Genomic DNA, 13,745 nt, shown 5'->3' with positions numbered 1-13,745 from the left:
ATTAGTATGGCAAGATATAGAGGACCAGTAGAAAAACTAGAAAGACGTTTTGGTGTCAGTTTGGCATTAAAAGGGGAAAGAAGATTAGCAGGAAAAAGTGCTCTTGATAAACGTCCTTATGGACCAGGACAACATGGGGCAAAAAAAGGTAAAATAAGCGAATACGGGCTCCAATTAAGAGAAAAACAAAAAGCTAAATTTATGTATGGAGTAAGCGAAAAACAATTTAGAAGATTGTTCAATGAAGCTGCTAGACGTGATGGCAATACAGGGGTTTTACTTATTCAACTTCTAGAACAAAGACTTGATAATGTTGTTTATAGAATGGGATTTGCAACTACACGTCGTTTTGCAAGGCAACTTGTAACACATGGACATATTTTAGTTAATGGTAGAAGAGTAGATATTCCAAGTTACCGCGTTGAAGCAGGAGCTAAAATTGAAATTATTGAAAAAAGTAAAAATAATCCTCAAATTTCAAGATCGTTAGAACTTACTTCTCAAACAGGTATAGTGGCTTGGGTTGATGTTGAAAAAGATAAGAGATTTGGAATTTTTACAAGAAATCCAGAGAGAGAAGAAGTTGTCATTCCTGTAGAGGAAAGATATATTGTTGAGCTTTACTCAAAATAATAAAGGCTGAATATGAGAAATATCACTACATCTGCTTATACGCCAACAGAATTTGCCATAGAAAATATTAGTGATAATATGGCTAAAATAAGTGCTTGGCCTTTTGAAATTGGCTATGGTATTACTCTGGCTCATCCTTTACGTCGTTTGCTTTATACAAGCACTATAGGCTATGCTCCAACAGCAATTCAAATTGATGGAGTATCCCATGAATTTGATAGTATGCGTGGAATGCTTGAAGATGTTGCACTTTTTATTATTAATCTTAAAAAACTTCGTTTTAAAATTAAAGGTGAGTCCAATAAAGAAATAGTAGAATTTAGCTTCAATGGCCCTAAAGAAATCTATGGAAAAGATCTAAGCAATGACAAAATAGAAGTTGTTAATACTGATGCTTATTTAGCAACTATCAATGAAGATGCAGAGCTTAAATTTACTCTTATCATAGAAAAAGGTATAGGCTATGTTCCAAGCGAAGAAATCAAAGAACTTTTAAATGATCCTAAATTTATCGCTCTGGATGCTTTCTTTACACCGGTAAGAGAGGCTACTTATGATATAGAAAAAGTTTTATTTGAAGATAATCCAGACTATGAGAAAATTGTTCTTACAATAAAAACAGATGGACAAATCACCCCTAATGAAGCTTTTCAAAATGCTTTAGAGGCTATGTATAAACAATTATCAGTATTTGATAAAATCACTAATGTAAGAAATGTGATTAAAAGTCAAAATTCAAATAATGAAATAGAAAATACAAAATTATTGCAAAATATTACAGAGCTTAATTTAAGTGCTAGAAGCTATAATTGCCTTGAAAAAGCTGGGATAGTGTATATAGGGGAGCTTGCTTTAATGAGTGTTAATGAATTAGCAGGTTTAAAAAATCTTGGTAAGAAATCTTTAGATGAAATTAAAAATATTATGGAAAATATAGGTTTTCCTGTAGGAACTTCAAATTTAAATGAAAATAAAGAAGCTCTTAGAAAAAAAATTAATGAACTAAAAGCACAAAATGAAGGATAAAAAATGAGACATAAACACGGATATAGAAAACTTGGTAGAACATCATCTCATCGTGCTGCTTTACTTAAGAATTTAACTATAGCTCTTGTAAATAATAATAAAATAGAAACAACTCTACCAAAAGCAAAAGAACTTAGGGTTTACATAGAAAAATTAATTACACGTGCAAGAGTTGGAGATTTTAATGCTCATAGAATTGTTTTTGCAAGCTTACAAGATAAACTTGCTACAAATAAATTAGTAACAGAAATTGCACCTAAATTTAAAGATCGTAATGGTGGATATACTAGAATAATCAAAACTAGAATTCGTCGTGGCGATGCAGCTGAGATGGCTTTTATAGAATTCGTTGCTTAAGCTTTAAAGCTTAAGCTCTTCTCTAAATATCAATTCTTTTATTTTTATACTAACATTTAATTTTACTTTTGTAATTTGATTGTGTTTCATAAACAAATTTAACATTATAATCGCTGATGAAAATATAAAGTAGAAAAAAGACCTTATATTTCAAAGGTCTTAAGCAATATTTTGAAAAGATTCAATTACTATATCGTTATATTTTTAAAATACTTTATAGTTTTTTATCTTTTTCTAGTTGATTTATATTTAACAAAATAAATTTATAAGATAAATATATCACTAAAGGCCAAATTAACAAAAATAACGCATGAAACATAGCTTTTCTCCTAATAAATATGATCACTATTTGAAATTTCTTCTTTTGTAATCTTAACTTTATCCATTGCTCTCCAAGAATATATGATATAAATCAAAACAAAAGGTATAAGTAAAGAAACATAAGACATTACACTTAAAGTATAATAACTTGAACTTGCATTTTCCAATGTTAATGAACTTTGCAAATGACTTATGGATGGATAAAAAGAACTATCTCCAAGTCCTATGCTCAAAAATAAATTAAAAACAACAAGAATAACACCAATGCCTAAAGTAAAAATGGCTTTAGTGCATTTTTTAAGAGCTTGAAAAATTCCCGCAAGAACCAATAAAACTCCTAAAATAAAAAATATTAAAAACAAAGGATAATTTAAAAAATTCAAAAGATAAATATTAGATTTCATAGAAACAATTTTTTGCTCATCTATAAAAAATCCATCTTTTAAAAAAATCCATACAATAAAAGCTATGAAAAATGGTAAAAACAAGAACGTATTAATATAAATTTTACGCACACAACGCATTTTTATCTCATCATCTTTAATATTATTCATGAAATAAGCTGCACCAAGTATTCTACTTAAAAAAACCAAAGCAAAGCCAAGCAGATAATTTAAAGGATTAAATAAAAGCTCTAAACCACGCAAAGGATGATCCCAAAGAACAAAATTATACTCACTAAGCTTAAAATGAGATCCACTAAAAAAACTACTTACCGCAATACCGATTAAAAATACTCCTAAAAATCCATTAATTTTTAGAAAAAACTCATAAGTTTTAGAACCATAAAGATTGTTATCTTTTTTACGATACTCATAAGAAATAGCTTGAAGAATAAAACAAAACAATATACTAAGCCAAGCCCAATAAGCACCTCCAAAGCTAGTGCTATAAAAAAGTGGAAAAGCAGCAAAAGCAGCTCCTCCAAACATCACTAAAGTTGTAAATCCTAATTCCCATTTTCTTCCCAAAGAATTTACAAGCATTGTTTTTTCAACTTCACTTTTTGAAAGTTCATCAATTAAAGTTTGACCACCTTGTACAAAAAACATAAATACTAAAAAACCGCCAAGCAAACTAATAATGACCCACCAATAAATTTGCAAATGAGAAAGCTCTAAGCCAAAAAACATTATTTAGCCTCCTTTATATGATTTTGATGTGCATCAAATCCTTTTTTAATCTGAGTGAGCATTATTTTAATTTCTGCAATTAGAAGTGCTGTAAAAAGTAAAGCAAAAAGCCAAAATGAAATTTGCACATTTAATTTTCCAAGATGTGTTGCACCAATACTTACAGGCATAAGATCTTGTATAGCCCAAGGTTGTCTTCCAACTTCAGCTACTATCCATCCTGCTTCTGCTGCAATATATCCAAGAGGTATAGAAAAAACACAAATCCAAAGTATCTTTTTAAATTTCTCAATATCATTAGCCATAGTCAAGTAAAGAACAACGATAAAAAGCAAGAAAAAGAAAGTTCCAAGCCCAACCATAATATGAAAACTATAAAAAGTTAAAGCAATAGGAGGGATAGTATCTTCAGGTTTTTCTAAATATCCATAACCAAAATCTTTAAAATTTTGCTCAAATAAAATCTGGCTTGATTGTTTTAAATCAGTTATATTATTTTCTTTTGCAAATTTATAATCTTTTAAAGCTTTAATTGCAATTTTACCTCTATCAATACGATTTTGCATAGGCTCTATATTTTTAGCTTCATTGCCATAGATTAAATCCTCAATACCAGGAACAAAACTATTAGGATCGCGATTTCCTAAAATAGATAAAGCATAAGGAATGCTAATATTAAATAAAAATACACTTTCGTTATTATCAATTTGTTTTTTAGGATTTAAGATTCCAAAAGCTACAATACCAGCTCTATGTTCTCCTTGATAAACACCTTCCATAGCAGCAAGTTTCATTGGTTGAGTTTGGGTTACACGATAAGCACTTTCATCTCCACTAAAAAATAAAAAAATAGAGCATATTAAACCAAAACTAGCTCCCACAACAAGACTTTTTTTAGCCTCTAATCTGTGCCTTTTTTTAAGCAAAAACCACGCTGAAATTCCTATAACAAAAAGTGCAGAAATTACATAACCACTTCCTATAGTATGCAAAAATTTTGAAACAGCAACTGGAGAAAATGCTACTTCGAAAAAATTTTCCATCTCATTTCGTGCACTATCAAGATTAAATTTCATACCTACTGGATATTGCATCCAAGCATTAGCAACTAAAATCCAAAAAGCGCTTAAATTACTTCCAATAGCTACACACCACGTAGAAAAAAGATGAAATTTCTTTGAAACTTTATCCCATCCAAAAAACATAACAGCAAAAAAAGTAGCCTCTAGAAAAAATGCCATTAAACCTTCTATTGCCAAAGGAGCACCAAAAATATCACCTACAAACCAAGAATAATTAGCCCAATTGGTCCCAAATTCAAATTCCATAATGATACCAGTTGCCACACCGATTGCAAAATTTATAGCAAACAAAGAAAGCCAAAATTTTGTGATTTTTTTCCAAACTTCATTCCCTGTTTTTACATAAATACTCTCCATTATCGCAATAATAAAAGAAAGTCCTAAAGTTAAGGGCACAAATAAAAAATGATAAAGTGCTGTTAAAGCAAATTGAGCCCTAGACCAATCAACACTAGTTAATTCACTCATTAATATTTTCCTTTAATAAATTTTTAAATACAAAATTACTCTTGTCTTCAGAACTTTTAAAGATAGAATTAAAATTAATGTCAAAAAGAAAAATTTTAAAAACAACAAAAATAATAAAAAGTTTAATGAAGATAATTTTCCATAAAGTTTTTCCAAGAGTTAAACTTTTAAATCCATCTTTATAAAAATAAAATATCTTAATTAAAATAGAATAAAAACGTTTAAAAATAAGAAACACCTTATACCTAAAATGAATGACTTTAAAAGGGACTATTTTAGTATGTTTTGTTTTAAATTAATATTAAATAAATATTTTAAAAAAGCATCGCTCTATTTCGAAAAAATAAATATATTGCAGAAATTATTAAATGATTATTTTTATTATATTTAAAATTATAAAGGATAATTTTAATTTATAATTATCCTTTATTTATATTATATTTTGGAGTTAAGTCAAATCCAAAAACTATTCTTTTCTTGTTTTTGCATCAACAATAAACAAAGGTTTATTTAGCAATTTAAAATCACCAATAAATTTAAGTGTTTTATCACTGCTTATCCATTTAATAAATTTTTTCGCTTCTTTATAATTGACATTTTTACAATGTTTTGGATTTACAGCTATAATAGAATAAAAATTCTTTAAATTATTGTCCCCTTCATTAACTATGACTAAGCTTGGATTATTCTTCTCATTTGCCTCATATTTAATATAAGTACCACGATCTGTTAAAATAATACCCTTTTTCTCTGCAGCTATCATAATAGAAGCTAACATCCCTTGGCCACTTTGTTGATACCAAGCTTGTTTTTCAGGAATTTCACCTGTTAAATTTTTCCAAAGACTTTTTTCTTTATTATCTGTACCTGATTTATCCCCTCTTGAAATAAAAGTTAATTGCTTATCTTTAATAAGCTCTAAACTTTCTTTTAAGTTTTTATTTTTAAATAAAGGCGCTAAAGATTTATCAGCAATTAAAATAAAATCATTATACATTAAAGGGGTTCTATCTATACCAAAACCTTTAGCAACAAATTCTTTTTCCACTTTTGGAGAATGTACAAAAACAACATCTGCATTACAATCTTGTGCAAGTTTTAAAGCAGCACCAGTTCCAACAGCAACCCATTTAAGAGTATTTCCACTTTCTTTTTCATAAAGAGGTTTTAAAGCATCGAGTAAACCTGTATTATCTGTACTTGTTGTAGTTGCCATTTTAAGTTCTACAGCATGAATATTAAATATTAATACGCATAAAAAAAGTAACTTTTTCATTGAAATTTCCTTCTTAATTAAATAAATATTTTTATCTTAGCATAATTATGCTAAAATTACTTAATATTAAAAAGGTTTTATAAGGCTTTTGTGTGGATTATATTTTAGAAGGTTTAAAACAGAGTATATTTTTGCTTTTTAGTGGAGATGAAAGTATTTATTCTGCTATTTATACAACTCTCTTAAGTTCTACTATTTCAATCATTTTAGCTTTTTTAGTTGGCTTTCCTTTAGGATTTGCTTTAGGATTTTTTGATTTTAAATTAAAACGTTTCATTAAGCTTTTAATTAATACTAGTCTTTCTTTTCCAACTGTTGCTATAGGGTTAATTATCTATGCTTTTATTTCTTATAAAGGGCCTTTAGGAAATTTAAATTTACTTTTTACAACAAAAGCTTTAATTTTAGGACAATTTGTATTAGCATTACCTATAATCATAGCGCTTTTTTCAAATTTAATTGAAAATATGAATCCAAAACATTTTTTGCTTATTAAGTCTTTTCATTTAAGCTCCATAAGGCTTATTTTAACTATTATATATGAACTAAGATTTGCTTTAATTAGTATCGTTGCCTTAGCTTATGGACGCATTGTAGCTGAAGTTGGAGTTGCTATGATGGTTGGAGGGAATATAAAATACGATACAAGAACAATCACAACAGCAATTTCCCTTGAAACAAGCAAAGGAGAATTTGCAAGAGGTATTGCTTTGGCTTTAGTTCTTATTACTCTTTCGTTCTTTTTAAATTTTATCATTCATAAACTCAAAAGAGATTAAATGATAAGCATAAAAGATCTTCAGTTTTTTTATAAAGAAAAAATGATTTTAAATATTAATAATCTTAATCTTGATACCGAAAAAATAAGTATTTTAACTGGAATAAATGGGAGCGGGAAAAGCACACTTTTAAGAATACTTGCCTTTTTAGAAGGAGACTTTTCTAGAAATATTACTTATTTTGGAAAAAACAAACTTTCACTTGAAGAAAAAAGACGTATTTATTTATTACTTCCTGATCCTATACTTCTAAATCGCAATGTAAAAGACAATTTTTACTTTGCACTAAAAACTTATGGCATAAAAGAAAATTGGGACGAAAGTATTCAAAAAGCTTTAAAATTACTAGATCTTGATAAAAATTTATTAAAAAAAAATACTTATGAGCTCTCTTCTGGACAAATAAGAAAAATATCTTTAGCTATAGCTTTAAGTATAAAAGCTAGATACTATCTTTTAGATGAACCTAGCGCATTTTTGGATAAAAATACTTTGTTTCTTTTTAAAAAAGCTCTATTAGAAATTCAAAAAGAAAGAAAAAACGGCTTTCTTATAGTGAGTCACGATAAAAATTTTTCAGATGACCTAGCGCAAACTAAATTTTATTTGCATGATGGAAAAATTTTAGAATTTGAAAATATCAATATCTTTGATTTAGATAAAAATATTATAGAATTTTCAAATTTGCTTTATTTTAAAACAAAAGCACAAAAAATAGCCATAAATCCTTATAAAATAAAATTAGGCAATCATTTAGAATTTCATATCAAAAAAGCAAAGATTATTGCTTTAAGAATAAAAAAAGAATTTGTATTTATTAGAGTAACTTCTGGAAATAAGATTCTAGAATTTGCATTAAAAAATGAAGAATTCCAAAAACTTCCATTAAAACTCTATCAAAATATAGAGCTAAGCTTTAATGAAGAAGCTATTTATTTCATATAAAAAAGACCTTTTTACTCTTTTTAATTAATTTATGTTACAATTTATTATGAAAATAAAAACAAAGGAGAAACTATGTTCGAATTAAGAAAATTGCCTTATGATATTAACGCTTTTGGAGATTTTTTAAGTAGCGAAACTTTTAACTATCATCATGGAAAACATCATAATACTTATGTTACAAATTTAAATAATCTTATAAAAGATACTGAATTTGCAGGCAAAGATCTTGTAAGTATTATTCAAACTTCAAGCGGAGGAATCTTTAATAACGCAGCACAAGTTTATAATCACGACTTCTATTTTGATTGCATAAAACCAAAAATTGGTTGTGGATGTGGAGGAAATTGTGAAAGCCTAGATGCAAAATTAAAAGAAGCCTTAGAAAAAGAATTTGGATCTTTAGATAATTTTAAAGCTGAATTTATTAAAGGTGCTACAGGGGTTTTTGGATCTGGTTGGTTTTGGTTAGTTTACAATACCAAAAATCAAAAACTAGAATTTACAGCTACTTCAAATGCTGCTACACCAATAACTGAAGATAAAATTCCTTTACTTGTTGTAGATGTTTGGGAACATGCTTATTACATAGATCATCGTAATGCGCGTCCTGCTTACTTAGAAAAATTTTATGCTCATATTAACTGGGAATTTGTTTCAAAAGCTTATGAGTGGGCTTTAAAAGAAGGTATGGCATCAGTTAGTTTTTATGCTAATGAACTTCATCCTGTAAAGTAATTTTTATCTTTTTTTACGTTATAATGAATTTTGACTTAAGTTGTCGAAATTCATTATAAAGGAATAAAATGGATAATTCTTTATTAGCATATACCCAAAAATACGAAGAAGAAGGTTATGGATTACAATATCCTGATGGTCATGTCATAAGATTTTACGAAAGAATCTTAAAATACAAACTCCATAAAACAAGTGGAAATTTATTAGATTTTGGTTGCGGAAATGGCGTGCATTCTAAGTATTTTAAAAATATAACTGGGGGGGGGGGTATTGAGCCTTATGGCATTGATATAGTTCCTAGTTTAAAAAATATTTGGGAAAAAGATCTTTTATTAAATTCTAAAAATTTTCATATTATAACTCCTAATTCTAGCTTTAAAAATTTATTTAATGTAAAAATGGATTTTATATTCGCAAATCAAAGTTTGTATTATCTTACAAAACAAGCTTTCAAAGAGACTATACAAGAATTTTATGAATTGTGTAATAATGGAGCTATTATATTTGCAACCATGATGAGTGATAAAGGCTATAGCATGTATGAAAGAGGAGAACTTATGGATAATGGACTACGTGAAGTAAAAAAATGTCCAAGCGGAAGATTGAGTGGTTCTTCATACATACGTTTTACCAAAAATATAGAAGAATTAAAAGAAGATTTTAAACCTTTTAAACCTTTATTTTGGGGAGATTATGAATTAATCAATTTGCATAATTTTGAAGGTAGCGTAGAGCATTTTATTTACATAGGACAAAAGTAAGTGTTAAACACTTACTTTCCTAAACTTGGAGTCATTTCAATAATCTTCCAAGGAAGACCTTGTAAATTAAGTTCTTCCATAAAAGGTTTAGCATCAAATTCCTCCATATTAAATACACCTTTTCCTTGCCAAATCTTTTGAGCAACAAGTTTTGCTCCTATCATAGCAGGTACTCCAGTAGTATAACTTACAGCTTGTGCTCCAGTTTCTTTGTAACATTCTTCGTGATTGCAAACATTATAAATATAAACTTGTTTATCTTTGCCATCTTTGATTCCACGTATCACACAACCTATATTTGTATATCCTTTAGTACGCGGTCCCAAACTTGCAGGATCAGGAAGCAGAGTTTTTAAAAATTCTATAGGAATAATTTCTTTACCTTGATGCATTACAGGCTTAATACCTAGCATTCCAACATTTTCAAGACATTTCATATGAGTTAAGTAGCTTTGCCCAAAGGTCATAAAAAAGCGAATTCTTTTTAAACCTTTTATATTCTTAACCAAACTTTCAAGCTCTTCATGATAAAGCAAATAGCTATCTTTAACCCCAACTTCAGGATAGTCCCACTCCATCTTAATCTCCATAGGATCCGTTTCTATCCATTTTCCATTTTCCCAATAACGCCCTTTTGCAGAAACCTCGCGCAAATTGATTTCAGGATTAAAATTAGTTGCAAAAGCATAGCCATGATCACCTGCATTACAATCTAAAATATCTATATAAGAAATTTCATCAAATAAATTTTGCTGCGCATAAGCACAAAAAACATTAGTTACACCTGGATCAAATCCACTTCCTAAAAGACCCAAAATTCCTGCTTGTTTAAATTTATCATTTCTTGCCCATTGTTCTTTGTATTCAAATTTAGCCACATCAGGATGTTCATAATTTGCTGTATCAATATAATGAATTCCAGCTTTTATACAAGCATCCATCAAACTTAAATCCTGATAAGGTAAAGCTACATTGAGCAAAATTTGTGCTCCTGTTTTTTTGATAAGTTCTACAACTGCATCACTATCATCAGCATCAATTTGTGCAGTCTCAATCTCTACCCCTAAACGCTCTTTAATAAAAGCAGCAATTTCATCACATTTGCTTTTTGTTCTACTAGCTAAAGTAATCTTGCTAAAAGTATCCAAATTCATTGCACATTTTACAGTAGCTACACGACTTACCCCACCTGCACCAATAATTAAAAGGTTTGCCATTATATTTATCCTTAAAAATTTAAATTTACAAGTCAAAATTCATATAAAATCTTAATAGTTTATATATGATTTAAAATAAAAAAATATAATTTAGTATTATACTAAAAATTAATTTTACAAAGTTTTAAGATGTTTAAATCATTTTTCCTTTCTAAAAAATGGATGCTTTGGGCATATTCTGGTTTATTTTTATTATTATTATTTTTATATTTACAAATAACCTTAAATGTTGCCATTAATGAATGGTATCAAAATTTTTACAATGCTTTACAAAAGCCAAAAATTCAAAGCTCTAATGAAATATCATTTTTTTCAGATCAAGAAATTCAAAAAGCAACCAAGCTAGCAGAGCAAAATTTAGAAAAAGCCAATTTAATCAATAAGGCATCAATTTATTATTATCAGTTTCTTTTAGAAAAGTTTTTTGGGATAAAAAATATAGAAATAAAGACAAGTTATGACATTAAAGATTTTTATTCTTTGATTATTATATTCTTATGTATTGCCCTACCCTATGTGATCATAGCAACGATTAATATTTATTTTGCAAGTATTTATGCTTTTAAATGGCGTGAAGCTATGACTTTTGACTATCTAAAATTTTGGAAGCAAAAAGATGATAATATAGAAGGAAGCTCTCAAAGAATTCAAGAAGATATTTATAATTTTTCTAAAATAGTAGAACAACTTGGCTTGGCTTTTATAAAAGCTTTAATGACCCTCATTGCTTTTATACCTATTTTATGGACTTTAAGTGATCAAATTTCTCATAGTTTATCTCAAAACCTATCAAAAGATTCTTTATTTTATTTTTTAGTTAATTTAGATGGATTTTTAGTTTATATAGCGCTTTTAATTTCTTTAGGTGGACTTATAATTTCTTGGTTTATAGGCATCAAACTTCCTGGACTTGAATATAACAACCAAAAAGCAGAAGCTGCTTTTAGAAAAGAATTAGTCTTTGCAGAAGATAATAGAAAACAATACGCCAAAAACGAAACAATGATCGAACTTTTTATAGGATTAAAATTTAACTATCATAGACTTTTTTTGCATTATGGATACTTTAATATTTGGCTTATTTTGTTTAAACAAATATTGGTTATTGTTCCTTTTTTAATTATAGCTCCTAGTCTTTTTACTGGTGCTATTGGTTTGGGTGTTGTGATGCAAATAAATAATGCTTTTGATCAAGTAAGGACTTCTTTTAGTGTTTTTATAGAAAATTGGACAACAATTACTCAGCTTAGAAGTATTTATAAACGTTTAAATGAATTTGAAAAAAATATTTCTTATAGCTAAGCAAAATATTTTAAGCTAAAATTTTACTTTTAATAATGTATAATTCCTAAATATTTATTTTAAATTATAAGGAGTTTCATTGGACCCCAGTCAAATTTTAGACTTAAATAAAACCTTATCTCAAACATCTTTTGACGCAAGTTATTCTATATTTATGATTTCAATCACAATTGTTTTAGTATTTTTAAATGGTTTTTTTGTTTTATCCGAATTTAGTATTGTCAAAGTAAGAAAATCAAAACTTGAAGAATATGTAAAAGATAAAAAAGCAAACGCTAAACAAGCTTTGGATATCACATCAAAACTTGATACTTATTTAAGTGCTTGTCAACTTGGTATTACTCTAAGTTCATTAGCTCTTGGTTGGATAGGTGAACCAGCCATAGCCAAAATTTTGGAAACACCTCTTTTAAAACTTGGATTTAATTCAGTATTAATTCATACTATATCTTTTATTATAGCTTTTAGCATTATCACTCTTTTGCATGTAGTTTTAGGAGAATTAGTGCCTAAAAGTATAGCTATAGCAACAGCAGATAAAGCAGTGCTTTGGATAGCAAAACCTTTACATTTATTTTGGACATTATTTTTACCTTTTATTAAGATATTTGATTTCCTTGCGGCTTTAACTTTAAAAGCTTTTGGTATTAAACCAGCTAAAGAATATGATCTAACCCATTCTGAAGAAGAGATTAAAATTATAGCAAGTGAAAGTCAAAAAGGTGGTGTTTTAGATGAATTTGAAACAGAAATAATACGTAACGCGGTTGATTTTTCAGATACAGTAGCCAAAGAGATTATGACTCCACGTAAAGATATGATTTGTTTAAATAAACAAAAAAGTTATACTGAAAATATTCAAACTATTTGCGAACATAAACACACAAGATTTCCTTATATAGACGGATCAAAAGATACAATTTTAGGAATAATACACATTAGAGATATTATACAAAACGAACTTATAAATAAAAACGAAAATCTAAAAAATAATAAAAATTTAGATAATTTTGTAAAACCAATTGTAGTTGTGCCTGAAAATATCAGTATTTCAAAAGTTCTTGTTATGATGAACAAAGAAAGATCTCATACCGCTTTAGTAATTGATGAATACGGTGGAACAGCTGGGATTTTAACCATTGAAGATATCATGGAAGAGATTATAGGAGAAATTAAAAGCGAAAACGAAGAAATAGATAATTATAAACAACTCGCTGAAAATGTTTTCGAATTTCAGGGTAGATGTGATATAGAAAAGGTAGAAGAACTTTTAGAAATAAAATACGATGAAGATTTAGAACAAGTAACTATTGGAGGATATGTTTTTAATCTTTTAGGGCATTTACCTTCAGTTGGAGAAAAAATTGAAGATGAACTTTGTTACTATGAAGTTCAAAAAATGAATGGCAACTCTATAGAGCAAATAAAACTTACTAAAAAATATAAAGATGATTAATAAATCATCTTTTGTTATCTTAAACTCTTTATCAAATATTAAATTAAACGTATTTACCATAAAACAAAGCTTATAAAAAATTATAAAATAAGAAGTATTTCTATAAAAACGATTTTTTTAATGTTACTATTTTTTTCTAATGAAGCTTAAGAGTCAATATAAATTTCGCCAACATTTTTTAAATTAAAGATTAAATGTTTAAAAAATGAAGATATTTTTACTTATCCTATTGTAAGCGGTAATAAGGAGTTAAT

Annotated in this window: 14 protein-coding genes; 9 read left to right on the top strand and 5 right to left on the bottom strand. The window is 27.8% G+C overall.

What is annotated here, in order from left to right; translation table 11 throughout:
* Positions 1–6 precede the first annotated feature (6 nt).
* Genes rpsD through rplQ form a run of 3 tightly spaced genes read left to right on the top strand, consistent with a single transcriptional unit; the run spans position 7 to position 2,016 of the window.
* On the top strand, positions 7–633 hold the full coding sequence (rpsD, locus tag CNZW441b_RS00945) for a 30S ribosomal protein S4 (RefSeq protein WP_131163941.1): 627 nt from the start codon (positions 7–9) through the stop codon (positions 631–633).
* A 12-nt stretch (positions 634–645) separates the two neighbouring features.
* On the top strand, positions 646–1,659 hold the full coding sequence (locus tag CNZW441b_RS00940; protein ID WP_131163942.1) for a DNA-directed RNA polymerase subunit alpha: 1,014 nt from the start codon (positions 646–648) through the stop codon (positions 1,657–1,659).
* Positions 1,660–1,662: 3 nt separating this feature from the next.
* Complete coding sequence (gene rplQ, locus CNZW441b_RS00935) at positions 1,663–2,016, top strand: 50S ribosomal protein L17 (RefSeq protein ID WP_131163943.1); 354 nt, start codon at positions 1,663–1,665, stop codon at positions 2,014–2,016.
* A 329-nt stretch (positions 2,017–2,345) separates the two neighbouring features.
* Here rplQ and cydB read toward each other — a convergent pair whose 3' ends face one another.
* The 4 genes from cydB to tupA form a co-directional block, all read right to left on the bottom strand.
* Positions 2,346–3,470 (bottom strand): cytochrome d ubiquinol oxidase subunit II, encoded by a 1,125-nt coding sequence (gene cydB / locus CNZW441b_RS00930; protein WP_131163944.1) that lies wholly within the window; start codon positions 3,468–3,470, stop codon positions 2,346–2,348.
* Positions 3,470–5,020 (bottom strand): cytochrome ubiquinol oxidase subunit I, encoded by a 1,551-nt coding sequence (locus CNZW441b_RS00925; protein ID WP_131186923.1) that lies wholly within the window; start codon positions 5,018–5,020, stop codon positions 3,470–3,472. The genes cydB and CNZW441b_RS00925 overlap by 1 nt, the downstream gene beginning before the upstream one ends.
* Entirely contained in the window at positions 5,013–5,249 is a 237-nt protein-coding gene (locus CNZW441b_RS00920; protein ID WP_131163957.1) for a DUF4492 domain-containing protein, read from the bottom strand. Before CNZW441b_RS00920 ends, CNZW441b_RS00925 begins: the two co-directional genes overlap by 8 nt.
* Positions 5,250–5,486: 237 nt before the next feature.
* Entirely contained in the window at positions 5,487–6,296 is an 810-nt protein-coding gene (tupA, locus tag CNZW441b_RS00915) for a tungstate ABC transporter substrate-binding protein TupA (protein ID WP_216681429.1), read from the bottom strand.
* 92 nt (positions 6,297–6,388) lie between these two features.
* Here tupA and tupB point away from each other — a divergent pair, with 92 nt between their 5' ends.
* The 4 genes from tupB to CNZW441b_RS00895 all read left to right on the top strand — a co-directional run bounded on the left by tupB (position 6,389) and on the right by CNZW441b_RS00895 (position 9,516).
* On the top strand, positions 6,389–7,075 hold the full coding sequence (gene tupB / locus CNZW441b_RS00910; protein ID WP_216681428.1) for a tungstate ABC transporter permease TupB: 687 nt from the start codon (positions 6,389–6,391) through the stop codon (positions 7,073–7,075).
* Positions 7,076–8,020 (top strand): tungstate ABC transporter ATP-binding protein TupC, encoded by a 945-nt coding sequence (gene tupC / locus CNZW441b_RS00905; RefSeq protein ID WP_216681427.1) that lies wholly within the window; start codon positions 7,076–7,078, stop codon positions 8,018–8,020.
* Positions 8,021–8,092: 72 nt separating this feature from the next.
* A complete protein-coding gene (gene sodB, locus CNZW441b_RS00900; protein WP_131163949.1) occupies positions 8,093–8,755 on the top strand; it encodes a superoxide dismutase [Fe] in 663 nt (220 codons plus the stop codon).
* A 68-nt stretch (positions 8,756–8,823) separates the two neighbouring features.
* Positions 8,824–9,516 (top strand): class I SAM-dependent methyltransferase, encoded by a 693-nt coding sequence (locus tag CNZW441b_RS00895; protein WP_216681426.1) that lies wholly within the window; start codon positions 8,824–8,826, stop codon positions 9,514–9,516.
* A gap of 11 nt (positions 9,517–9,527) precedes the next feature.
* Here the strand turns inward: CNZW441b_RS00895 and CNZW441b_RS00890 are convergent, their stop codons facing one another.
* Positions 9,528–10,733, bottom strand: a complete 1,206-nt coding sequence (locus CNZW441b_RS00890) for a saccharopine dehydrogenase family protein (protein WP_216681425.1) — start codon at positions 10,731–10,733, stop codon at positions 9,528–9,530.
* 129 nt (positions 10,734–10,862) lie between these two features.
* Between CNZW441b_RS00890 and CNZW441b_RS00885 the strand changes: the two genes are divergently transcribed.
* A complete protein-coding gene (locus CNZW441b_RS00885; protein WP_216681424.1) occupies positions 10,863–12,035 on the top strand; it encodes a putative transporter in 1,173 nt (390 codons plus the stop codon).
* Positions 12,036–12,114: 79 nt separating this feature from the next.
* Positions 12,115–13,491: a hemolysin family protein gene (locus tag CNZW441b_RS00880; protein WP_216681423.1), complete on the top strand. Its 1,377-nt coding sequence runs from the start codon at positions 12,115–12,117 to the stop codon at positions 13,489–13,491.
* The last annotated feature ends 254 nt before the right edge of the window (positions 13,492–13,745 follow it).

Origin of the sequence: Campylobacter novaezeelandiae (genome assembly GCF_018968685.1) — a bacterium.
Classification (GTDB): Bacteria; Campylobacterota; Campylobacteria; order Campylobacterales; family Campylobacteraceae; genus Campylobacter_D; species Campylobacter_D novaezeelandiae.
Note: the sequence above shows the minus strand (reverse complement) of the source record. Positions and strands in the feature narration are given on the sequence as shown.

Bases quoted from the DNA above. Each gene is read 5' to 3' on its own strand.
- rpsD (WP_131163941.1), top strand. From the start codon at position 7: ATGGCAAGATATAGAGGACCAGTAGAAAAACTAGAAAGACGTTTTGGT.
- CNZW441b_RS00940 (WP_131163942.1), top strand. From the start codon at position 646: ATGAGAAATATCACTACATCTGCTTATACGCCAACAGAATTTGCCATA.
- rplQ (WP_131163943.1), top strand. From the start codon at position 1,663: ATGAGACATAAACACGGATATAGAAAACTTGGTAGAACATCATCTCAT.
- cydB (WP_131163944.1), bottom strand. From the start codon at position 3,470: ATGTTTTTTGGCTTAGAGCTTTCTCATTTGCAAATTTATTGGTGGGTC.
- CNZW441b_RS00925 (WP_131186923.1), bottom strand. From the start codon at position 5,020: ATGAGTGAATTAACTAGTGTTGATTGGTCTAGGGCTCAATTTGCTTTA.
- tupA (WP_216681429.1), bottom strand. From the start codon at position 6,296: ATGAAAAAGTTACTTTTTTTATGCGTATTAATATTTAATATTCATGCT.
- tupC (WP_216681427.1), top strand. From the start codon at position 7,076: ATGATAAGCATAAAAGATCTTCAGTTTTTTTATAAAGAAAAAATGATT.
- sodB (WP_131163949.1), top strand. From the start codon at position 8,093: ATGTTCGAATTAAGAAAATTGCCTTATGATATTAACGCTTTTGGAGAT.
- CNZW441b_RS00895 (WP_216681426.1), top strand. From the start codon at position 8,824: ATGGATAATTCTTTATTAGCATATACCCAAAAATACGAAGAAGAAGGT.
- CNZW441b_RS00890 (WP_216681425.1), bottom strand. From the start codon at position 10,733: ATGGCAAACCTTTTAATTATTGGTGCAGGTGGGGTAAGTCGTGTAGCT.
- CNZW441b_RS00885 (WP_216681424.1), top strand. From the start codon at position 10,863: ATGTTTAAATCATTTTTCCTTTCTAAAAAATGGATGCTTTGGGCATAT.